Below are 20,678 nucleotides of genomic sequence, written 5' to 3' on the forward strand. Positions count from 1 at the left end.
ATGAACACGACCACGTCCAGGCGGCACACGGTCGTCGACAGCCCCTATGGCGCGCTGACCCTCGTCGCCACCGACGGCGTCCTCTGCGGCCTCTACATGACCGACCAGCGTCACCGTCCCGCCGAAGAGAACTTCGGCGACCGGGACGAGGCCCCCTTCGGTGAGGCGATCCACCAGCTGGAGGCCTACTTCGCCCGCGAGCTCACCGAGTTCGACCTGCCGCTGCACTTCGCGGGTACGCCCTTCCAGCGCAGCGTCTGGGACCGGCTGCGGCAGATCCCGTACGGCGAGACGCGCACCTACGGCGAACTCGCGGAGGAGCTCGGCAACCGGGGGGCCTCCCGCGCGGTGGGCCTCGCCAACGGCAAGAACCCCATCGGCATCATCGTGCCCTGCCACCGCGTCATCGGTTCCTCCGGCAGCCTCGTCGGCTACGGCGGCGGACTCGACCGCAAGCAGCGACTGCTCGGCTTCGAGCGCGGGGAGTGCGACGACGCGCTCTTCCCGGCCGCCGCCGCAGGCGTCCCGCCGGCCGCTCTTTAGTCCCCCTCCTGGCAAGCTGCGCCCTGTCGCGCCTTCCAGCACGCACGCTCTCCCCCGTGGCCCTCCGGGCACGGGAGGTGCCCCCAGCACCGGACGACGCTCCTTTACGGGCAGACGTTGCCGGTCACGGCACTAGGCGTCCGCGAGCCGCTCCAGGAGCGACGGCAGCGCCGTCCCGATCGGCTCGCGCACGACCTCGTCGGCGAGTTCGTCGTACGGCGTCGGCTCGGCGTTCACCACGATCAGCCGCGCGCCGTGCTCGGCCGCGACACCGGCCAGCGAGGCCGCGGGCTGCACGCGCAGCGTCGTGCCCACGGCGACGAACACCTCGCACGCCTTGGCGATCGCCATCGCCTGGCCCAGCACGACCGGGTCCAGCCGCTCGCCGAACATGACCGTCGCCGACTTCAGGATGCCGCCGCACGTCGTACATGCCGGATCGTCCTCGCCGGCCTCCACCCGGGCCAGCGCTTCCGCCATGGGGGAGCGGGCATGACAGCGGGTGCAGGTCACCGTCCGTGCGGTGCCGTGCAGTTCGAGCACCTTGCGATCGGGCATGCCGCCGAGCTGGTGGAGCCCGTCGACGTTCTGGGTGATGACCCGGACGGCGACGCCCGGACGCCGGTCGAGCGCGGCCACCGCGCGGTGCGCGGCGTTCGGCTCCGCACTCCATGTCGGGCTCTTGCGCCGCATGAGCCACGAGCGCCGCCGGATGTCCGGGTCGGCCATGTAGAAGTCGTACGTGACGAGCTTCTCCGCCTCCGGGTCGCGCCGCCAGAGCCCTTGCGGACCGCGGTAATCGGGGATGCCGGAGTCCGTGGAGATGCCGGCGCCGCTGAGGATCGCGACGAGAGTCATGCATCCGAGCGTACGCAGCCGGTACGACCGGAAGCGAACCGTTTCCGCCCCACTGCACGGTGCTACGGTCCGCCCCCGGCGAAGGTCACGGTCGCGGCTGCGGAATCACAGGGCCGATGCGGGCGAACGGGGTCGGCGCCTCACCCGTCCACCGGTGCTGCACCGCCCTGCCCATCTCCTTGACGGCGTCCCCGTCCTGGACCTTGCCGGCCTCCGCCAGGTAGAAGCGGCCGTCGTCGAGCGAGACGAGCCCGTACTGTCCCGATGACTCCCAGCCGTACGTCCCCGACGGCTCGTGATGCAGTCCCTGCGGCAGCAGCGAGAGCAGCTGCCCGCGCTCCGGCTGCTGCTGGCCGCGGATCGGTCCCCAGAAGGGCCGGCGGTCGCCGTTGACCACGAAGAACGAGTAGTTGGGGAAGGCGGGCTTGGTGCCCTTGTAGGCGGCCATCATCCAGTTGTCGCTGTCCGCGTCGTACTCGAGGTTCTGCACGCCGTAGGTGGTGTTCCCGGTGTACAGGAAGTACTTGCCGTCCGGGGACGACGGGCCGCTGCGGTGCGGCTCCGCCTCGGTCAACGGCCGCTCGTACGCACGCCACTTGCGGACGTCGTACTGCAGCAGCACCTGGTGGTCGTTGTCCTGCCGGGTGGCGTTGGCATACACCCCGTAGGCCACCGTCAGTCTCTGCTGCCCGCCCTTCTTGCCGAACGCCGGCCCGAACGCGACTCCGTCGATGCCACTGCACCCGTACCGGTGGTCGGCGGTCTTGCCCGTGTTGCCGTCGAAGACCCCGTCGCCGTTCATGTCGGCCGTGTAGTCGTCCACCACTTCCTTCAGATGGACGGTGGTGAAGACACCGCTGGTGGCGGCGTCCATGTCCATCCGGTCGATGCGGTCGCCGTCGAGGATCGCGATGTAGAACGCCTTCTCCGCCTTGTACTCCAGCGAGCCGTAGACACGTCCGTCGGCGGTGTTGAAGTCCAGGTCGCCGAGGTGCCCGGTGAATCCGGTGACCGAACCGACGGGCCGGCCACGGAGGTCCGTCTTGACCAGGAGGTTCGTGAAGGAGAAGTACATGAAGCCCTTGCGGCGGTCCAGGGCCATGCCCTGGAGGTGCCCGGACTTCCAGGCCCCGCCGTCGACGGAGAGGGGCGGTCTCGGCGCGGGGCGCGGCGGCGCGGCGCCGGCCGTCGGAGCGAGGGTGCCGATCGTTGCGGCGGCCAGTAGGACGGCAGTCGTCAGCAGGCCGTACGTGTGCGCGTGCCTGTGCATGATCCCTCCGGTGTCCTCGAAGTCCGGATGGTGCTCGGCGGACGTGCACGACCGACCAACTCGACATGAACGCCCATAAGGGCAATACCCATGCTGATTGATGATCTGTCAGGCACCGTGGAGCCTGCGGTGATTGCGCTCCGGCGCGTCGGTCACGGTGCGGCTGCGGCAGCGGGCGACGTGAGGGGGGTGAAGGGCATCGGCGTCCGGCCGGTCCAGCGGTTCAGCACGGCCCTGCCGGTCTGCAGAGTGGCCTTGCCGTCGCGGACCTTGGTGGACTCGCCGAGGTAGAAGCGGCCGTCGTCGAGCGAAACGAGTCCGAACTGTCCCGCCTGGTCCCATCCGTACGTCCCCGACTGCTCGTGGTGTTTTCCTTCGGGGAGCAGCGACAGCAGCATTCCCTGTTCCGGCCGCTGCTGGCCACGGATCTCGCCGGTCACGGGCGGCCGGCTGCCGTCGACGGCGAAGAGCCCGAAGTTGGGGAAGGACGCCTTGGTCCCATTGTAGACGGCCATCAGCCAGTTGCCGCGGTGACCGTCGTACTCGAGGTTCTGCACGCCGTACGTGGTGTTGCCCGTGTAGACGAAGTACTTGCCGTCGGGGGCGGCGGGGCCTCGGCGATGGTGGCGGGACTCGTCGAGCGGTCGCTCGTACTGCCGCCACGTCGTCGTGTCGTACTGGAGCAGCACTTGGTGGTCGTTGTCACGGCGGGTCGTGTTGGCGTACACGCCGTAGGCGACGGTCAGCAGCTGCCGCCCACCCTTCCTGCCGAACGCCGGCCCGAACGAGATCCCGTCGATGCCGGCGTTCCCGTATCGGTGGTCCGCGGTGTCGGCTCGCGGGCCGTCGAAGACACCGTCGCCGTCCATGTCGGCCGTGTGGTCGTGCCGGACCTCCTCGAGATGGACCATGGTCAGGACACCGCTGGTACGGGCGTCCATGTTCATCCGGGTGATCCGGGCACCGTCGAAGACGGCCACGTAGAAGGCCTGCGCGTCGGCGTACTCCAGCGAGCCGTAGACCCGGCCGTCCCGCGGGTCGAAGTCCAGGTCGCCGAGATGACCCCCGATGCCCCGGACCGACCCGAGCGGCCTTCCGCTCAGATCCGTTTTCACGATGCTGTCGGTGAACGAGAAGTACAGGTGACGCCTGCCCGGATCAAGAGCCATGCCTTGGAGGTGTCCGGACTTCCAGGTGCCGCCCGCGACGGAGGCGGGCAGCACGCGCGCGGGTTTCTGGACAGGCAGTTGGGGAGGAGCCGGGGTCTTCTCGTGGGGTGTGGCGGCGGGAGCGGCGCCGGCGATCGTCACCAGCGCCAAGGCCGCGACGGCCGTCAGCCAGCCGCGCAGATGCAGGAACATGGGGCACTCCGGAGTCCTGGGGATCCGGATGCTGCCCGCCGGGTGTGCACGGTCCCGGTCGGCTCGGACAACGTGTCGTGAACGCGCGCCTACGGGCCGTCGGTTACCGGCAAAACGGGGCAAATGCCCTGTTCGAACGGTCAGGACGCCGGTCGAACGGTCAGAACGCTGCCGGAAGTCAGGAGGCAGGCGGCTGCCCGTTCTCCAGCTCGACCGCGCCCTTCCCCGCCGTCAGCGCGTCGAGAGCGGCCAGGACGCGCAGGCCCAGGGAACCGAGCAGATACGCGGACAGGTCCTCGCGTGTGACCAGACGCCAGGACACCAGCTCCTCGTCCTGCAGTCGGATCTGCTTGAACCGGTCCTCCGTCAGCACCCCGCCGTCGTACACGTACGCGGCGATCGGGGGACGGGCCTCGCCGGGCACCCAGTCGACCGCGAGCAGCGCGCCGAGCTCGATGTCCAGGCCGATCTCCTCCAGCGTCTCCCGGCGGGCCGCCTGCCGCGGCGTCTCGCCCCGATCCGACTCGATGGTGCCGCCCGGCAGCGCCCATCCCTTGCGGTAGTTGGGCTCGACCAGGAGCACCCGGCCCTCGCCGTCGCGCACAAGGGCGGCCGCGCCGGCGAGGATGCGGGGGAGGGAGGCGATGTAGGAGGTGTAGTCCGGGGTCGTCACAGCACGCAGCGTAGTGGGCCGCGCGCGCGGCGGTGAGCGCCATGGCCCGGCATCTGTGCTAAACAACCACCTTTGGTACGGATTCTTGGGTGATGCCGGGGTGGCATGCCCTCCGAAGCTGCCGATAGGGTCGGGGCGGCGCGACTGCCTGTTCGATAGCAAGGGATACAAGGTGACGGACGGAGCAGTTACTCAGCCCGCGCGTGTGCTCGTCGCGGCTGACAAGTTCAAGGGCTCGCTCACAGCCGTGCAGGTCGCGGAGCGGGTGACAGCCGGCCTCCGGCGCGTGGTCCCCGACCTGGCGGTGGAGGCACTGCCGGTGGCCGACGGCGGCGACGGCACGGTCGCCGCGGCGGTGGCGGCCGGATTCGAACGCCGTGAGGTACGGGTCACCGGGCCGCGCGGCGAGTCCCTCACCGCGGCGTACGCCCTCCGCGACGGCACCGCCGTCGTCGAGATGGCCGAGGCCTCGGGCCTCCAGCACCTGCCGGCGGGTGTCTTCGCGCCCCTGACCGCCACGACGTACGGCTCCGGGGAACTGCTGCGCGCCGCGCTCGACGCGGGCGCGCGCACGATCGTCTTCGGCGTCGGCGGCAGCGCGACCACCGACGGCGGGGCCGGAATGCTCGCCGCGCTCGGCGCCCGCTTCCTCGACGCGTCCGGCGGACCGGTGGCCCCCGGCGGCGCCGGCCTGCGCGACCTCGCGACCGCCGACCTGTCCGGGCTCGACACCCGCTTCAAGGACGTCGACCTCGTCCTCGCCAGCGACGTCGACAACCCGCTGACCGGGCCCAAGGGCGCCCCGGCCGTCTACGGCCCCCAGAAGGGCGCGACCCCGGAGGACGTCGCCACCCTCGACGAGGCGCTCGCGCACTACGCGTCCGTCCTCGGCCCCGAGCAGGCGGACTCGCCCGGCGCGGGTGCGGCGGGCGGCATCGGCTACGGCGCGCTGGTCGCGCTCGGCGCGAGCTTCCGGCCCGGCATCGAGGTGATGCTCGACGTGCTGGGCTTCGCCCCGGCCCTGTCGAGGGCCACCCTCGTCATCACCGGCGAGGGCTCCCTCGACGAGCAGACCCTGCATGGCAAGGCCCCGGCGGGCGTCGCGGCGGCGGCCCGCGCACGCGGCATCGAGGTCGTCGCCGTCTGCGGCCGCCTGACCCTCCCCCCGGAGGCCCTGGGCCGCGCAGGCATCCGCCGCGCCTACGCCCTCACGGCCCTGGAGCCGGACCCGGAGCGCTGCATGGCCGAAGCGGGTCCGCTGCTGGAACGGGCGGCAGAGTCGATCGCGCACGACTTCCTGCGCTGACGGTCGGGGCCCGGTTGTCCGGGTGCGCTGTCGGGTGCGGGGTCCGGTTGTCCCGGTGCGTTGCCCGGGAGTGGCCCGTTGCCCCGTCTGACGCCCGGGTGCGCTGCCGGGCGGGGCCTGGGGACTTGGGCGCGACCCGGTTCGCTTGACGCCCGGGTGCGGTTCCGGGGGGTCCGGTTGTCCCGGCTGCGCGTCGGGGCGCGGCCCGGTCGCCCGGGTGCGGTGCCGGACACGGCCCGGTCCGTTTCGCTTGGCGTCCGGGTGCGCTGCCGGGCGTGGCCCGGTTGTCCCGGCTGCGCTGTCGGGGCGCGGCCCGGTCCGGGTGCGCTGTCGGGCGTGGCCTGGTCGTTGCCGTGTGGCGTCCGGGTGCCGCTCCGGGGGCATGTCCGGGACTGCTTTCCCGTACTTGCCTCGCCTTAACTCACGATGCCTTACGTCCCGAACACGCCCCCTGCGCGTCCCTTTCCCCCGGCCAACGGCTTCGCTCCCCCCGGTGGGCCACCACACCGACCGCAGCACAGCGGGCGACCGCTCTCTCTCGGTGGACCGGCACCCGCGCTCCATTCCGCCCCAGGTGGTCAGCCGCACCGCCCACAGGCGCCCGTTCCCCCTGGGCAAGCCCGCCCCGGCCGTGGGGACGGCCACCGGCCCTACGGTCCCGCGACCGGCGGGAGGGGGCGGGGTCGTAGGAGGGGGTGAGCGGACGTAAAGCGTCGTTCGATAGGGCGGGGCGAGTACGGGAAAGCAGTCCGCGATCCCCCCTCCGGAGGCCCCGCCCCCGCACCCACCCCCGGCAGGGGCACGGGCACCCCGAGAACGCCGCGCAAGCGCGGCCAACGCCACGCCCCCCGACCGGGCCCAGCACGGGACCCCCGGACCGGGAACAGGGGCGCCCCCTGACCGGGCCAAGCACGAGCGCGCTGCGGCCCCCGCGCCGCATTCGCGGCCCCCGCGCCGCATTCGCGGCCCCCGCGCCGCATTCGCGGCCCCCGCGCCGCATTCGCGGCCCCCGGGCCGCCCACGCGGCCACGTTGTGCTCGCGCACAACCCGCGCCTCGCGCTGCTGGTCAGATGCAGCGCCTGGGGCCGGAGGCATCGACCCCACGTCCGCCCGGTGGTGGTGTTGGGCCCGACAGGCGAGCCGTTCGGAGGCGAGCCGGACAAGGGGTTGCGTATGGCCGCCGCGCTGGAGGTGCGGGCGCTGTCCGTGGGGTACGGGCCCGTACGGGCGTTGCGGGACGTGTCCGTGGAAGTGCCCGACGGCGCCGTCGTCGCCGTGCTCGGCGGCAACGGCGCCGGCAAGTCGACTCTGCTGAGGGCGGTGTCCCGCACCCTGCCGTTCCAGCGCGGGCAGGCCACCGCCGGAAGCATCCGGTTCGAGGGCCGCCCGCTGGACGGTCTCAGCCCGGCCCGCGTCGTCGCCGCCGGGGTGGTGCAGGTCCCCGAGGGTCGGCAGGTCTTCGCCCGTATGACGGTGGCGGACAATTTGCGGGCGGGCGCGCTCGGCGTGCGTGGTGGGCGGCGCGAGGCCGCAGCCGCGCTCGCCCGGGTGCACGAACTGTTTCCCGTGCTGGCCGACCGCGCCCGTCAGAAGGCCGGTCTCCTGTCCGGCGGCGAGCAGCAGATGCTCGCCATGGGGCGGGCGTTGATGGCGAGGCCCAGGCTGCTGCTCCTCGACGAGCCGTCGCTCGGTCTCGCGCCGCTGATGGCGGCGCGGATCGCGGAGACGGTCCAGGAGATCAACGCGGCCGGTACGTCCGTCCTGCTCGTCGAGCAGAACGCGGCGATCGCCCTGCACCTGGCGTCCGCCGCGTACGTCCTGGATGTCGGCGAGGTCGCGCTCGAGGGCCCGGCCGACGAACTCGCCGCCTCCGACGAGGTGCGGCGCCGCTATCTCGGCGTCGTCGACGAAACCGCCGCAGAGGACGCCGGACGGGCGGAGCATGTCGCGCCCGCCCTGCGGAGGTGGTCAGCATGAGCGCGAAAGCGACCACCACCGCGAACAACGCACCGCTCGTCGTCGAGGAGGTCACAGTCCGCTTCGCCGGCCTCACCGCTCTCGACGGTGTGTCGTTCACCGTCGAGCCGGGCAGTGTCCACGCCGTCATCGGGCCGAACGGCGCCGGCAAGTCCACCACGTTCAACGTGCTCTCCGGTGTTTACCGGGCGACGGAAGGCAGCGTCCGTTTCGGCGACGACGAGCTCACCGGGCTGCCGCCGCACCGCATCGCGGCTCTCGGCGTGGCCCGCACGTTCCAGAACCTCGCCCTGCCGCCCCACGCCACGGTCGCCGACAGCCTGCTCCTCGGCCGGCACCGGCTCACTCGGGCCGGGTTCGTGGCGGCGGGGCTGCGGCTCCCGTCGGCGATCCGCGAGGAGCGCAGGCACCGTGAACGGATCGTGGAAATAGCCGATTTTGTCGGGCTCGCAGGCGACCTGGACCGGCCCGCCGGTCAACTCCCCTACGGAAAACAGAAGCTCGTCGAGCTGGCCCGCGCCTTGTGCATGGAACCGCGGATCCTGCTCCTCGACGAGCCCGTCGCGGGCATGACCGCCGACGAACGCCGGCAGACCGCCGCCGTCGTCGCGGGCGTACGGGACAGCCTCGGCATATCCATCGTGCTCGTAGAACATGACATGGGGGTGGTGATGCGGCTCGCGGACGCCGTGACCGTGCTCGACTTCGGGCGCCGTATCGCGGGCGGCACGCCCGCCCAGGTGCAGAGCGACCCGGCGGTCGTGCAGGCGTACCTCGGTACGGAGGCCACGCCATGACCACCTTCACCGAACTGCTCCTCGGCGGGCTCTCCATCGGCTCGGTGTACGCCCTGATCGCTCTCGGGTTCGTCGTCATCTTCAAGGCGACGGAGGTCGTCAACTTCGCCCATGCCTCGCTGCTCCTCGCGGGCGGCTACATCACCGCCGTTCTCCACGACGACCTCGGCTTCTGGCCGGCGCTCGCCGTCGGCATCGCCGGCGCGGCGGTGGTCGGCTCTGCCGTCGACTTCCTGGTCATGCGCCGCTACCGCGGCTCCGACCACAGCGTGCTCGCCATCGTCACCATCGGCGTCGACATCCTCCTCACCACCGAACTGACGCGTCTGATCGGCACGGACGTGCTGGCGCTCGGCGACCCGTGGGGCGACCGGGTCGTGAACCTCGGCGAGATCACGATCGCGCAGACCCGTATCGCGGCCTTCGTTGCCGCGGCGCTGCTCATCACGGCGTTCCTGCTCGCGTTCCGCTACACCTCGTGGGGCGTGGCGATGCGAGCGGCGGCCGAGAACCCACAGACGGCCGCGCTGATGGGAGTGCGCCTGGGCCGGGTGTCGCTGGCCGCCTGGGCGGTCGCCGGGGCGCTCGCCGCGGTCGCGGCGCTGTTCCTCACGGTCTTCCCGACACCCGGTCTTGAGCGGGCCACATCACTCGCGGCTCTCAAGGCCTTCCCCGCCGCGATCCTGGGCGGGCTGGACTCGACGACGGGGGCGCTGGCAGGCGGCCTGATCGTCGGGGTGACGGAGTCGTTCGCGACGGGCTACCAGAGCGAACTGACCTTCCTGGGCGGAGGGATCGGGGATCTCGCCCCCTATCTGGTGATGCTGCTCGTGCTGTTGGCGAGGCCGGCCGGACTCTTCGGAACGAAGGAGCTCGCCCGTGTCTGACACCTACCGCCCGGCCCCGGCGTCGGAGGCCGATCCCACGCCCGTTCCCGGCGCAGGCACCGGCCGGACGGCCGACTCCGAAACCCCCGAGCCGACGGCGCCACCCGCCGCCGAGCACCCGACGGCCGAGCCGCCGAAGCCCCCGGCGGCCGCGCGGCCGGCATGGCGCAGGCCCCGCCCGCGGGCGTACGCCTGGACCGCTCTGTCGCTTCTCCTGCTCGCACTGCCCTTCTACCTCGACCGATTCTGGCTGCAGGCCGGCCTGTTCGCCATGGCGGCGGCCATCGGCGCCATCGGGATCAACCTGCTCACCGGCGCGACGGGGCAGCTGTCCATGGGGCACGCCTTCTTCCTGGCCGTCGGCGCGTACGGCTACTGCGTCCTCGCAGGCGGCAACGACGTCGAGAGCGGCCACCGGCTCGCCGGTCTCGGCCTGCCGACCTGGCTCGCGGCCGTGCTGGCCGTGTGTCTGGCGGGGCTGGCGGGCGGCCTGTTCAGCCCGATCGCCGGCCGGCTGCGCGGGGCGTACCTCGGCATCGCCACCCTCGCCCTGATCTTCGTCGGCCAGCATGTGCTGTTCAACGCCCGTGATCTGACGGGCGGTTTCAACGGCCGGGCCGTGCCCCCGCTCTCCCTCTTCGGGCTGGACTTCGACGACAGCGAGCTCCTCGTCGCAGCAGTCCCCTTCCAGTCCATGGAGAAGCTCTGGTACGCCGCGCTCGTCGCCCTGCTCCTCTGCGGGCTCTTCGCGCGCGGGGTGCTCCGCGGCCGTCCGGGCCGTGCCATGAACGCCCTGCGCGACCACCGGATCGCCGCCGGAGTGATGGGCGTTCCGGTCGCCCGCTACCGGGCCGCCGTCTTCGTACTGTCCTCGATGTACGCGGGCCTCGCGGGCGTTCTGCTCGCCCTGGTCTTCCAGCGCACGGTGCCGGAGTACTTCGGCATGATCCTGTCCCTCGAGTTTCTCGCCATGATCGTCATCGGTGGTCTCGGCTCGGTCGCGGGCGCGGTCGTCGGCGCGATCTTCGTCTCGCTGCTGCCCCAGGTCCTCACCCGCTGGAGCGACACCCTGCCCCTGGTCTCCGCACCGGGTACCGGCGGCGTCTCCCCGGGAGAGGCCTCCCGCTATCTGTACGGCGCGGCGGTCGTCGCGGTCGTGCTGTTCCTGCCCGGCGGTCTCACCCGCCTCGCTCCGTCCCTTCGGGAGAAGAAATGAAGCCAAGAACGTACCCGGCGGTCCTCGCCGTCCTCGCACTGGCGGTGACGGCCGGCTGCAGCTCCAAGGCGACCAGCGGCGGCGGCGACACCAAGGGCGCCGGGGGAGTGAAGACCGGGGAGGGCGTCACCGACAAGGCGATCACCCTGGGCGTGCTGACCGACATGACGGGCGTCTACGCGTCCCTCGGGAAGAGCGTCACACAGGCCCAGCAGCTGTGGGCGAAGCAGACCAACGCCGCGGGCGGCATCTGCGGCCGGCAGATCGAGATGACCGTACGGGACCACGGCTACGACCCGCAGAAGGCCGTCGCCGCCTACACCGAGCTGGAACCGCAGGTGCTCGGCTTCGCGCAGTTCATCGGCTCGCCGTTCGTCGCCGCCGTCAAGCAGCGCATCGACGGCCAGGACAAGGGGCTGGTGCTGCCCCAGGCCTGGTCGGCCAACCTGCTGGGCAGCCCGTACGTCCGCGTCGTCGGCGCGACGTACGACATCGAGACGATCAACGCCGTCGACTACCTCCTCGCCGAGAAGCGCATCGCCAAGGGCGACAAGATCGGTCACGTCTACTTCGAGGGCGACTACGGCGAGAACGCGCTGGCCGGCTCCACCTACGCGGCCGAGAAGGCGGGCCTCACCGTCGTCGAGCAGAAGATCAAGCCGACGGACAACGACATGTCGGCGCAGGTCGCGGCTCTGAAGAAGGCGGGCGTCAAGGCGATCCTGATCAGCGCGGGGCCCCGGCAGGCGGCGTCCTTGGTGGGTGTGGCGGCGGCAGGCGGTTTCGACGTGCCCGTCGTCGGCAACAACTCGGCGTTCGCGCCGCAGCTGCTGGCGACTCCCGCGGGGCCGGCCCTGATGAAGGACTACTACGTGGCAGCCTCCACGCTGCCCATCGGGGCGCCCGACGCGGGCCCGGCGAAGCTGGCCGAGGACTATGCCGCCACGTACCCGAAGGACGGCCTCGACAATGGTGTGGTCGCCGGGTACACGGCGGCGACCGTGTTCGGCGAGGCGCTGAGGAAGGCGTGCGCGGAGAAGGACCTGACGCGGGAGGGCGTCGACAAGGCGCTACTGACGCTGAACGAGTACAAGAGCGACTTCGGCATCACGCACGACTTCTCCGACCCGGCGGCACCGTCGACCCGCCACAGCCTGATCATGAAGCCGGACAAGTCCGTCCCTGGCGGTCTGAAGGTCGTCCGTCCTGCGACGGCCTCGGAGGCGGCGGAGTCCTACCAGCCGCCGGCCGGCTGACGCTCAGCCCTGTCCACCCCCGCCCCCGGCGCACCGCGTCGGGGGCGCGGTGTCTTCCGGGCCCGGCCTGCGGTCCCGCACGGTGCCGAAGTCGCTACGCTCTGCCGCATGGTGCATGTACTGGGCAGCAGGGTGCTGCTGAGCCCGACCGATCCGCAGCGCTCGCGCGACTTCTACGGCCACGCTCTGGGCCTGGCGGTCTACCGCGAGTTCGGGACCGGCAACGAGCGCGGAACGGTGTACTTCCTCGGCGGTGGCTTCCTCGAACTCTCGGGCCGCTCGGACACCCCGCCCTCGCCGTCTGTGCGGCTGTGGCTTCAGGTTCCCGACGTGCGGGCCGCCCACGACGGACTGCTGGAGCGGGGTGTGGAGGTGCTACGGGCTCCGCAGAAGGAGCCGTGGGGTCTGATCGAGATGTGGATCGCGGACCCGGACGGCGTGCGTATCGCCGTGGTCGAAGTGCCGGAGGACCACCCTCTGCGCCATCGCCCGTGATACGGCCTCGCAGGCAGCCCGGGGCGTGGCCCGGGCCGTCGCGCCCGTGAGGCGGCCGGGTGAAGCCTGGGACGAGAACGCCAGAAGCCGGGGCGTGGCCTGGGCCTCGCCCGTGGGCGCGGCCGGCGCAGGCCCGGGACGGGAAACGGCGAGGGCCCCGGAGTGATCCGGGGCCCTCGCCGTTAACGTCTGCGCGCCGGTGGCGCGCTACGGCGTCTGCGCCGCCCGTGCCTCGCGGCTTTCGCGGCGGTTGCCGCGGAACGTGTTCACGCGACGGGCTGTGGCGAAGAGGGGGATCGTCGCCGCCATCACGATCTGGAGCGCGCAGCCCATCTGCAGCAGCACCTGGCCGCCGGGCGCGTCGAACGCCCACGCCGCCAGCATGCCCATGGCCGCCACGATCCAGCAGAGCACCGCCACCGCGAGGATGCCCCGCGGCTTCGGGTACTCGACCCGGCTCACCATCAGCCACGCGGTACCGACGACCGCCAGCAGTGTCGCCTCGAACGGCAGCTCGAGCAGCACGATCGAGACGACCGTGAGTGCACCGAAGGGGGAGGGCATGCCCTGGAACGTGCCGTCCTTCACGGTGACGCACGAGAAGCGGGCAAGCCGCAGCACCACCGCCAACAGCACAACGATCGCGCCCACCGCCGCGACCCGCTCATGCGCGTCACTCGCGACCATGCCGTACACGAGCACGAAGTACGCGGGTGCCAGACCGAAGCTGATCAGATCGGAGAGATTGTCCAGCTCCGCACCCATCGGTGACGACCGCAGCTTGCGGGCGACGAGGCCGTCGAACAGGTCGAAGACGGCCGCGCACAGCATCAGTATCACGGCCGTGGCCGCGCTGTTGCGGGCCATGCCCGACTCGTCGCCCGAGAGGTGCGGGATGAGGATTCCGGTGGTGGTGAAGTACACCGCCATGAATCCGCAGGTGGCGTTACCGAGAGTGAGGGTGTCCGCTATCGACAGCCGCAGCGACAGCGGCATCTCCTCCGCGTCGTCCTCGTCGGACTCCGCCCAGGTGGACGCCTGTGTGTCGGGATCAATCACGGTCAATGCGAGTCACCCCCGCGGTAGTGGTCTGTCCGACCTCGACGGCGACGTCCACACCTTCCGGAAGGTAGATGTCGACGCGCGAGCCGAAGCGGATCAGACCGATGCGCTCGCCCTGCTCGACCTTGGTGCCCTGAGGGATGTAGGGCACGATGCGCCGCGCGACGGCGCCGGCGATCTGCACCATTTCGATGTCGCCGAGTTCGGTGTCGAAGTGCCAGACAACGCGTTCGTTGTTCTCGCTCTCCTTGTTGAACGCGGGTACGAAACCGCCCGGGATGTGCTCGACCGACGTCACGGTGCCGGCCAGCGGCGCGCGGTTGACGTGGACGTTGAGCGGGCTCATGAAGATCGCGACGCGGGTGCGTCCGTCCTTCCACGGCATGATGCTCTGCACCACACCGTCGGCGGGCGAGATGACCCGCCCCTGAGCGATCTCGCGCTCGGGGTCGCGGAAGAACCACAGCATGCCCGCCGCGAGCGCGGTGGTGGGCACGGCGATGGCCGCGGCGCGCCGCGAGCGGCGGGCGCGGACCAGGCTGAGTGCAGCGGTGGCGACGGTCGGCAGAAGCCACGGCGATGCTCCGCGCGCGATGCTGACGCGGCCGCGAGGTGCAGAGGTTTGGCTGTGGGGCATGGATGACCTTCGTAGCGGATGATGCCGCGCTGGCAACAGGGGGACGGCGGCTTTCAAGCGATCGTATCGGTTACGACCCGCAACTGGGAAAGCCGGCAGCCGAGTCGGAGGCCGGAAGATGATGACAGGGTGTGATCATCTTCCGGCCTCAACCGACTCAAAAGCGACAATCAACCCTGAAGTCGGTACTCCTCGAGGAGCCGACGACCAATGATCATTTTCTGGATCTCGGCGGTACCCTCGCCGATCAGCAGCATCGGGGCCTCGCGGTAGAGGCGCTCGATCTCGTACTCCTTGGAGAAGCCGTAGCCGCCGTGGATACGGAAGGCGTCCTCGACGACTTCCTTGCAGTACTCGGAGGCGAGGTACTTCGCCATCCCTGCCTCCAGGTCGTTTCGTTCCCCGGAGTCCTTTTTGCGAGCTGCGTTGACCATCATCGCATGCGCGGCCTCGACCTTGGTGGCCATCTCGGCCAGCTTGAACGAAATGGCCTGGTGCTGGGCGATCGGCTTGCCGAAAGTGTGACGCTGCTGGGCATATGACACGCCCAGTTCGAAGGCACGCTGCGCGACACCGCAGCCACGGGCCGCGACGTTCACACGGCCGACCTCGACGCCGTCCATCATTTGGTAAAACCCTCGGCCGGTGGTTCCGCCGAGCACCCGATTGGCCGGAATGCGCAGTCCGTCCATGATGAGTTCGGTCGTGTCGACGCCCTTGTAACCCATCTTGTCGATCTTCCCGGGAATGGTGAGACCGGGACGGACCTCACCGAAGCCGGGCTTCTTCTCGACCAGGAAGGTCGTCATCGACTTGTGCGGGGCGGTGCCCTCGGGGTGTCCTTCGTCACTCCGGCACAGGACGGCGACCAGAGTGGACGTGCCACCGTTCGTCAGCCACATCTTCTGGCCGTTCAGGACGTACTCGTCGCCGTCCTTCACACCCTTGGACGTGATGGCCGACACGTCCGAGCCGAGACCCGGCTCCGACATCGAGAACGCGCCACGCACCTCGCCCAGCGCCATCCGCGGCAGGAAGGTGTCCTTCTGCTCCTGCGTGCCGTGCTGCTTGAGCATGTACGCCACGATGAAGTGCGTGTTGATGATGCCCGAGACGGACATCCAGCCACGGGCGATCTCCTCGACGCACAGCGCGTACGTGAGAAGGGACTCACCCAGGCCGCCGTACTCCTCCGGGATCATCAGGCCGAACAGGCCGAGTTCCTTGAGGCCGTCGACGATCTGCTGCGGGTACTCGTCCTTGTGCTCCAGCTGGGTGGCGACAGGGATGATCTCCTTGTCGACGAAGTCCCGGACGGTGGACAGAATCTCCTGCTGGACGTCGGTGAGACCAGCGGTCTGGGCGAGTCGGGCCATGACTACTTCTCCTGCGCCTTCAGCTCCGGGCGGCCGGGCTGCTCGCCGCCGCGCTCCTTGATGTACGTCTCGGTCGGGACCATCACCTTGCGCCGGAAGACGCAGACGAGCGTGCCGTCCTGCTTGTAGCCCTTGGTCTCGACGTAGACGATCCCTCGGTCCGCCTTGGACCTCGACGGCGTCTTGTCGAGGACGGTCGTCTCGCCGTAGATGGTGTCGCCGTGGAAGGTCGGCGCCACGTGCCGCAGCGACTCGATCTCCAGGTTGGCGATGGCCTTGCCAGAGACGTCCGGCACGGACATACCGAGCAGCAGCGAGTAGATGTAGTTGCCGACGACGACGTTCCTGCCGAAGTCCGTCGTCTTCTCCGCATAGTTCGTGTCCATGTGGAGGGGGTGGTGGTTCATCGTCAGGAGACAGAAGAGGTGGTCGTCGTACTCGGTGACCGTCTTCCCGGGCCAGTGCTTGTAGACGGCCCCGACCTCGAACTCCTCGTAGGTGCGTCCGAACTGCATGTGGCTCAGGCCTCCGGGATCTCGAACTTGCTGGTGCGCTGCATGCCGGCGGCGCGGCCCTTGCCGGAGATGACCAGCGCCATCTTGCGGCTGGCCTCGTCGATCATCTCGTCGCCGAGCATCGCCGAGCCCTTCTTGCCGCCCGCCTCCGACGTGTAGTAGTCGTACGCGTCCAGGATCAGCTCGGCGTGGTCGTAGTCCTCCTGGGAGGGCGAGAAGATCTCGTTGGACGCCTCGACCTGGCCGGGGTGGAGCACCCACTTGCCGTCGAAGCCGAGCGCCGCGGCGCGCCCGGCGACCTCGCGGTAGCCGTCGATGTTGCGGATCTGGAGGTAGGGACCGTCGATCGCCTGGAGGTTGTTGGCGCGGGCGGCCATCAGGATCTTCATCAGGATGTAGTGGTAGGCGTCGGCCGGGTAGCCGGGCGGCTGCTCGCCGACGACCAGGGACTTCATGTTGATGGAGGCCATGAAGTCGGCCGGGCCGAAGATGATGGTCTCCACGCGCGGGGACGCCTGGGCGATGGCGTTCACGTTGTTCAGACCCTGCGCGTTCTCGATCTGCGCCTCGATGCCGATCTTGCCCAGCTCGAAGCCCATCGTCTTCTCGATCTGGGTGAGCAGCAGGTCCAGTGCGACGACCTGCTCGGCGGTCTGCACCTTCGGCAGCATGATGCAGTCGAGGTTCTGGCCGGCGCCCTCGACGACGGTGACGACATCGCGGTAGGTCCACTCGGTGGTCCAGTCGTTGACGCGCACGACCCGCGTCTTGCCCGTCCAGTCGCCCTCGTTGAGGAACTTCACGATGGTGTGCCGGGCCTCCGGCTTGGCCAGCGGCGCGCAGGCGTCCTCGAGGTCCAGGAAGACCTGGTCGGCCGGCAGACCCTGGGCCTTCTCCAGGAAGCGGGGGTTGCTTCCCGGCACCGCGAGACACGAGCGGCGGGGACGAAGCCGGTTCACAGGGTGCACGGGCGTGGTCATGCGGGGACCTCCAGAGGGTCGAGCTTGTTCGCTTTACGGATCTCGTCGACGATACGGCCGATGATCTCCGTGATACCGAAGTCCTTCGGGGTGAATACGGCGGCCACTCCCGCCGCCTTCAGGTCGGCCGCGTCGGCGTTCGGGATGATCCCGCCGACGATCACCGGTATGTCGGCCGCGCCGGCCTCGCGCAGCCGCGCCAGGACGTCCGGCACCAGCTCGGCGTGCGAGCCGGACAGGATCGACAGGCCCACGCAGTGGACGTCCTCCGCGAGGGCGGCGGAGACGATCTGCTCCGGGGTGAGCCGGATGCCCTGGTAGACCACCTCGAACCCGGCGTCGCGGGCCCGTACGGCGATCTGCTCGGCGCCGTTGGAGTGCCCGTCGAGGCCCGGCTTGCCGACCAGCAGCCGCAGCCGGCCGCAGCCCAGCTCGTCGGCGGTGCGCGACACCTTCTCGCGCACGACGGCGAGCGGCGTGCCGGCCTCGGCGGTGACAGCCACCGGGGCGCTGCTGACGCCCGTCGGCGCACGGAACTCGCCGAAGACGTCACGCAGCGCCCAGGCCCACTCGCCGGTCGTGACGCCCGCACGCGCGCACTCGACGGTGGTCGCCATCAGGTTCTCGGTACCCGCCGCGGCCTTCTTCAGGGCTGCGAGGGCTTCTGCGGCACGGGTCTCGTCACGGTCCGCGCGCCACTCGTGGAGCTTCGCCACGACACGGGCCTCGTTGGCGGGATCGACCGTCATGATCGCCGTATCGAGGTCCGCCGTGAGCGGGTTCTCCTCGGTGGTCTCGTAGATGTTGACGCCGACGATCTTCTCGTCGCCCGCCTCGATCCGCGCCCGCCGCTCGGCGTGCGACGAGACCAGCTGCGACTTGAGGTAGCCGGACTCGACGGCCGCCATCGCGCCGCCCATCTCCTGGATCCGGTCGATCTCTGCCAGGCACTCCGTGACGAGCGAGTCGACCTTCGCCTCTATGACGTGCGAGCCCGCGAAGATGTCCTCGTACTCGAGAAGGTCGCTCTCGTGCGCCAGCACTTGCTGGATGCGCAGCGACCACTGCTGGTCCCACGGCCGGGGCAGACCCAGCGCCTCGTTCCAGGCGGGCAGCTGCACGGCACGCGCGCGGGCGTCCTTCGAGAGTGTCACGGCCAGCATCTCGAGGACGATGCGCTGGACGTTGTTCTCCGGCTGGGCCTCGGTCAGCCCCAGGGAGTTGACCTGGACGCCGTAGCGGAAACGGCGCTGCTTCTCGTTCTCGATGCCGTACCGCTCGCGGGTGACCTTGTCCCAGATGCGGCCGAAGGCGCGCATCTTGCACATCTCCTCGACGAAACGGACGCCCGCGTTCACGAAGAACGAGATACGGGCGACCACGTCGCCGAACTTCTCGGCCGGCACCTGGCCCGAGTCGCGGACCGCGTCGAGCACGGCGATCGCGGTGGACATCGCGTACGCGATCTCCTGGACCGGCGTGGCCCCCGCCTCCTGCAGGTGGTAACTGCAGATGTTGATCGGGTTCCACTTGGGGATGTTGGCCACCGTGTACGTGATCATGTCGGTGGTCAGGCGCAGTGAAGGACCGGGCGGGAAGACGTGCGTCCCGCGCGACAGGTACTCCTTGACGATGTCGTTCTGGGTCGTGCCCTGGAGCCTGGTGATGTCCGCACCCTGCTCCTCCGCGACCACCTGGTACAGCGCCAGCAGCCACATGGCGGTGGCGTTGATGGTCATCGAGGTGTTCATCTGCTCCAGGGGGATGTCCTGGAACAGCCGGCGCATGTCGCCCAGATGGGAGACCGGCACGCCGACCCGGCCGACCTCGCCGCGGGCGAGGACGTGGTCGGGGTCGTAACCGGTCTGTGTCGGCAGGTCGAAGGCGACCGACAGTCCCGTCTGGCCCTTGGCGAGGTTGCGCCGGTACAGCTCGTTGGACGCCTCGGCCGTGGAATGGCCGGCATACGTCCGCATGAGCCAGGGCCGGTCCTTCTTACGCTCTGTCATCTACGGACCTCAGACATTCCTGAAGCGGTTGATCGCGTCGAGGTGCTTCTCGCGCATCTCGGGGTCGCGCACGCCGAGGCCTTCCTGGGGCGCCAGCGCGAGGACGCCGACCTTGCCCTGGTGAAGGTTGCGGTGCACGTCGTACGCGGCCTGGCCGGTGTCGTCGAGGGAGTAGACCTTCGAGAGCGTCGGGTGGATCTTGCCCTTGGCGATCAGGCGGTTGGCCTCCCACGCCTCGCGGTAGTTGGCGAAGTGCGAGCCGATGATGCGCTTCAGCGACATCCACAGGTAGCGGTTGTCGTATTCGTGCATGTAGCCCGAGGTCGAGGCGCAGGTGGTGATGGTGCCGCCCTTGCGGGTGACGTAGACGCTCGCGCCGAAGGTCTCGCGGCCCGGGTGCTCGAAGACGATGTCGATGTCCTCGCCGCCGGTGAACTCGCGGATGCGCTTGCCGAAGCGCTTCCACTCCTTCGGGTCCTGGGTCTGCTCGTCCTTCCAGAACTTGTAGCCCTCGGCGCTGCGGTCGATGATCGCCTCCGCGCCCATCTTCCGGCAGATGTCGGCCTTCTGGTCGCTGGAGACCACGCAGATGGGATTGGCGCCGCCGGCCAGCGCGAACTGCGTGGCGTACGAGCCGAGTCCGCCGCTCGCGCCCCAGATCAGGACGTTGTCGCCCTGCTTCATGCCGGCGCCGTTGCGGGAGACCAGCTGGCGGTAGGCGGTGGAGTTGACCAGGCCCGGGGAGGCGGCCTCCTCCCAGCTCAGGTGCTTGGGCTTCGGCATCAGCTGGTTGGACTTGACGAGTGCGATCTCCGCCAGGCCGCCGAAGTTGGTCTCGAAGCCCCAGATCCGCTGCTCGGGGTCGAGCATGGTGTCGTTGTGGCCGTCGGATGACTCGAGCTCGACGGACAGGCAGTGGGCGACCACCTCGTCACCCGGGTTCCAGGCGTTGACGCCGGGGCCGGTGCGCAGGACGACGCCCGCGAGGTCGGAACCGATGACGTGGTACGGCAGGTCGTGGCGCTTGGTGAGCTCGGACAGCCGTCCGTAGCGCTCCAGGAACCCGAAGGTGGAGAGCGGCTCGAAGATCGAGGTCCACACCGAGTTGTAGTTGACCGAGCTGGCCATGACCGCGACGAGGGCCTCGCCGGGGCCGAGCTCCGGCACCGGGACGTCCTCGACGTGGAGGGACTTGCGGGGGTCCTTCTCCCGGGTCGTGAGGCCCTCGAACATGTCGACCTCGTCCTTGTGCACGGTCACCGCGCGGTAGGACTCGGGGATGGTCAGAGCGGCGAAGTCGGCGGACGTGGACTCCGTCGACTGGATCGCGTCCAGGATTTCCTTCACGGTGATGCCTCCGGCGAATGCGATGTCCCCGGCTCGTCGGGACCGAGCGAGGGAGGCGTCCGTCAGGACGCCGAGGGGTACGGCGGTTGGTGCTGCTGCTGTGGAGGTGTTG

The 20,678-nt window shown here is 70.1% G+C and carries 19 protein-coding genes; 8 read left to right on the forward strand and 11 right to left on the reverse strand.

Annotation, left to right across the window (positions count from 1 at the left end):
* Positions 1 to 543: a methylated-DNA--[protein]-cysteine S-methyltransferase gene (locus ACIQ7Q_RS22820; protein ID WP_403865045.1), complete on the forward strand. Its 543-nt coding sequence runs from the start codon at positions 1 to 3 to the stop codon at positions 541 to 543.
* Between the two features lie 132 nt (positions 544 to 675).
* Here the strand turns inward: ACIQ7Q_RS22820 and ACIQ7Q_RS22825 are convergent, their stop codons facing one another.
* The 4 genes from ACIQ7Q_RS22825 to ACIQ7Q_RS22840 form a co-directional block, all read right to left on the reverse strand.
* On the reverse strand, positions 676 to 1,401 hold the full coding sequence (locus ACIQ7Q_RS22825) for an SIR2 family NAD-dependent protein deacylase (RefSeq protein WP_403865048.1): 726 nt from the start codon (positions 1,399 to 1,401) through the stop codon (positions 676 to 678).
* Positions 1,402 to 1,486: 85 nt separating this feature from the next.
* Positions 1,487 to 2,671, reverse strand: a complete 1,185-nt coding sequence (locus ACIQ7Q_RS22830; RefSeq protein WP_403865051.1) for a hypothetical protein — start codon at positions 2,669 to 2,671, stop codon at positions 1,487 to 1,489.
* A gap of 152 nt (positions 2,672 to 2,823) precedes the next feature.
* Entirely contained in the window at positions 2,824 to 4,032 is a 1,209-nt protein-coding gene (locus tag ACIQ7Q_RS22835; protein WP_403865054.1) for a hypothetical protein, read from the reverse strand.
* 178 nt (positions 4,033 to 4,210) lie between these two features.
* Positions 4,211 to 4,705, reverse strand: coding sequence for an NUDIX domain-containing protein (locus ACIQ7Q_RS22840; RefSeq protein WP_403865057.1), 495 nt, complete (start codon positions 4,703 to 4,705; stop codon positions 4,211 to 4,213).
* A gap of 172 nt (positions 4,706 to 4,877) precedes the next feature.
* On the opposite strand from ACIQ7Q_RS22840, the gene ACIQ7Q_RS22845 reads away from it, so the two are divergent.
* The 7 genes from ACIQ7Q_RS22845 (at position 4,878) to ACIQ7Q_RS22875 (ending at position 12,640) form a co-directional block, all read left to right on the forward strand.
* A complete protein-coding gene (locus tag ACIQ7Q_RS22845; RefSeq protein ID WP_403865060.1) occupies positions 4,878 to 6,011 on the forward strand; it encodes a glycerate kinase in 1,134 nt (377 codons plus the stop codon).
* A 1,174-nt stretch (positions 6,012 to 7,185) separates the two neighbouring features.
* Positions 7,186 to 7,989: an ABC transporter ATP-binding protein gene (locus tag ACIQ7Q_RS22850; RefSeq protein ID WP_403865063.1), complete on the forward strand. Its 804-nt coding sequence runs from the start codon at positions 7,186 to 7,188 to the stop codon at positions 7,987 to 7,989.
* Positions 7,986 to 8,786, forward strand: a complete 801-nt coding sequence (locus tag ACIQ7Q_RS22855; protein WP_403865066.1) for an ABC transporter ATP-binding protein — start codon at positions 7,986 to 7,988, stop codon at positions 8,784 to 8,786. Before ACIQ7Q_RS22850 ends, ACIQ7Q_RS22855 begins: the two co-directional genes overlap by 4 nt.
* On the forward strand, positions 8,783 to 9,673 hold the full coding sequence (locus tag ACIQ7Q_RS22860; protein ID WP_403865069.1) for a branched-chain amino acid ABC transporter permease: 891 nt from the start codon (positions 8,783 to 8,785) through the stop codon (positions 9,671 to 9,673). The genes ACIQ7Q_RS22855 and ACIQ7Q_RS22860 overlap by 4 nt, the downstream gene beginning before the upstream one ends.
* Entirely contained in the window at positions 9,666 to 10,889 is a 1,224-nt protein-coding gene (locus ACIQ7Q_RS22865; RefSeq protein WP_403865072.1) for a branched-chain amino acid ABC transporter permease, read from the forward strand. Before ACIQ7Q_RS22860 ends, ACIQ7Q_RS22865 begins: the two co-directional genes overlap by 8 nt.
* Positions 10,886 to 12,145, forward strand: a complete 1,260-nt coding sequence (locus tag ACIQ7Q_RS22870; protein WP_403865075.1) for an ABC transporter substrate-binding protein — start codon at positions 10,886 to 10,888, stop codon at positions 12,143 to 12,145. Before ACIQ7Q_RS22865 ends, ACIQ7Q_RS22870 begins: the two co-directional genes overlap by 4 nt.
* 108 nt (positions 12,146 to 12,253) lie before the next feature.
* Positions 12,254 to 12,640 (forward strand): VOC family protein, encoded by a 387-nt coding sequence (locus ACIQ7Q_RS22875; protein ID WP_403865077.1) that lies wholly within the window; start codon positions 12,254 to 12,256, stop codon positions 12,638 to 12,640.
* A 207-nt stretch (positions 12,641 to 12,847) separates the two neighbouring features.
* Here ACIQ7Q_RS22875 and pssA read toward each other — a convergent pair whose 3' ends face one another.
* From pssA to ccrA, 7 genes are all read right to left on the reverse strand, one after another.
* Positions 12,848 to 13,705: a CDP-diacylglycerol--serine O-phosphatidyltransferase gene (gene pssA, locus ACIQ7Q_RS22880; protein WP_403865080.1), complete on the reverse strand. Its 858-nt coding sequence runs from the start codon at positions 13,703 to 13,705 to the stop codon at positions 12,848 to 12,850.
* A complete protein-coding gene (locus tag ACIQ7Q_RS22885; protein ID WP_356635670.1) occupies positions 13,692 to 14,339 on the reverse strand; it encodes a phosphatidylserine decarboxylase in 648 nt (215 codons plus the stop codon). The genes pssA and ACIQ7Q_RS22885 overlap by 14 nt, the downstream gene beginning before the upstream one ends.
* Positions 14,340 to 14,509: 170 nt before the next feature.
* Complete coding sequence (locus ACIQ7Q_RS22890; protein ID WP_403865083.1) at positions 14,510 to 15,715, reverse strand: acyl-CoA dehydrogenase family protein; 1,206 nt, start codon at positions 15,713 to 15,715, stop codon at positions 14,510 to 14,512.
* A 2-nt stretch (positions 15,716 to 15,717) separates the two neighbouring features.
* Positions 15,718 to 16,230 (reverse strand): MaoC family dehydratase, encoded by a 513-nt coding sequence (locus ACIQ7Q_RS22895; protein WP_403865086.1) that lies wholly within the window; start codon positions 16,228 to 16,230, stop codon positions 15,718 to 15,720.
* 5 nt (positions 16,231 to 16,235) lie between these two features.
* Positions 16,236 to 17,210 carry an HpcH/HpaI aldolase/citrate lyase family protein gene (locus ACIQ7Q_RS22900; protein ID WP_403865089.1) on the reverse strand — a complete coding sequence of 325 codons (975 nt, stop codon included), beginning with the start codon at positions 17,208 to 17,210 and terminating at the stop codon, positions 16,236 to 16,238.
* Positions 17,207 to 19,219, reverse strand: a complete 2,013-nt coding sequence (locus tag ACIQ7Q_RS22905; RefSeq protein WP_403865092.1) for a protein meaA — start codon at positions 19,217 to 19,219, stop codon at positions 17,207 to 17,209. The genes ACIQ7Q_RS22900 and ACIQ7Q_RS22905 overlap by 4 nt, the downstream gene beginning before the upstream one ends.
* A 9-nt stretch (positions 19,220 to 19,228) precedes the next feature.
* Positions 19,229 to 20,566: a crotonyl-CoA carboxylase/reductase gene (gene ccrA, locus ACIQ7Q_RS22910; protein ID WP_403865095.1), complete on the reverse strand. Its 1,338-nt coding sequence runs from the start codon at positions 20,564 to 20,566 to the stop codon at positions 19,229 to 19,231.
* Positions 20,567 to 20,678 lie beyond the last annotated feature (112 nt).

This window comes from Streptomyces sp. NPDC096176, from assembly GCF_044763255.1.
GTDB lineage: Bacteria > Actinomycetota > Actinomycetes > Streptomycetales > Streptomycetaceae > Streptomyces.

Excerpts from the sequence above, each read along its gene's own strand:
- ACIQ7Q_RS22905 (WP_403865092.1), bottom strand. The coding sequence starts at position 19,219 with ATGACAGAGCGTAAGAAGGACCGGCCCTGGCTCATGCGGACGTATGCC.
- ACIQ7Q_RS22835 (WP_403865054.1), bottom strand. The coding sequence starts at position 4,032 with ATGTTCCTGCATCTGCGCGGCTGGCTGACGGCCGTCGCGGCCTTGGCG.
- ACIQ7Q_RS22890 (WP_403865083.1), bottom strand. The coding sequence starts at position 15,715 with ATGGCCCGACTCGCCCAGACCGCTGGTCTCACCGACGTCCAGCAGGAG.
- ACIQ7Q_RS22875 (WP_403865077.1), top strand. The coding sequence starts at position 12,254 with ATGGTGCATGTACTGGGCAGCAGGGTGCTGCTGAGCCCGACCGATCCG.
- ACIQ7Q_RS22830 (WP_403865051.1), bottom strand. The coding sequence starts at position 2,671 with ATGCACAGGCACGCGCACACGTACGGCCTGCTGACGACTGCCGTCCTA.
- ACIQ7Q_RS22860 (WP_403865069.1), top strand. The coding sequence starts at position 8,783 with ATGACCACCTTCACCGAACTGCTCCTCGGCGGGCTCTCCATCGGCTCG.
- ACIQ7Q_RS22870 (WP_403865075.1), top strand. The coding sequence starts at position 10,886 with ATGAAGCCAAGAACGTACCCGGCGGTCCTCGCCGTCCTCGCACTGGCG.
- ACIQ7Q_RS22895 (WP_403865086.1), bottom strand. The coding sequence starts at position 16,230 with ATGCAGTTCGGACGCACCTACGAGGAGTTCGAGGTCGGGGCCGTCTAC.
- ACIQ7Q_RS22850 (WP_403865063.1), top strand. The coding sequence starts at position 7,186 with ATGGCCGCCGCGCTGGAGGTGCGGGCGCTGTCCGTGGGGTACGGGCCC.
- ACIQ7Q_RS22885 (WP_356635670.1), bottom strand. The coding sequence starts at position 14,339 with ATGCCCCACAGCCAAACCTCTGCACCTCGCGGCCGCGTCAGCATCGCG.
- ACIQ7Q_RS22900 (WP_403865089.1), bottom strand. The coding sequence starts at position 17,210 with ATGACCACGCCCGTGCACCCTGTGAACCGGCTTCGTCCCCGCCGCTCG.
- ACIQ7Q_RS22855 (WP_403865066.1), top strand. The coding sequence starts at position 7,986 with ATGAGCGCGAAAGCGACCACCACCGCGAACAACGCACCGCTCGTCGTC.
- ACIQ7Q_RS22820 (WP_403865045.1), top strand. The coding sequence starts at position 1 with ATGAACACGACCACGTCCAGGCGGCACACGGTCGTCGACAGCCCCTAT.
- ACIQ7Q_RS22825 (WP_403865048.1), bottom strand. The coding sequence starts at position 1,401 with ATGACTCTCGTCGCGATCCTCAGCGGCGCCGGCATCTCCACGGACTCC.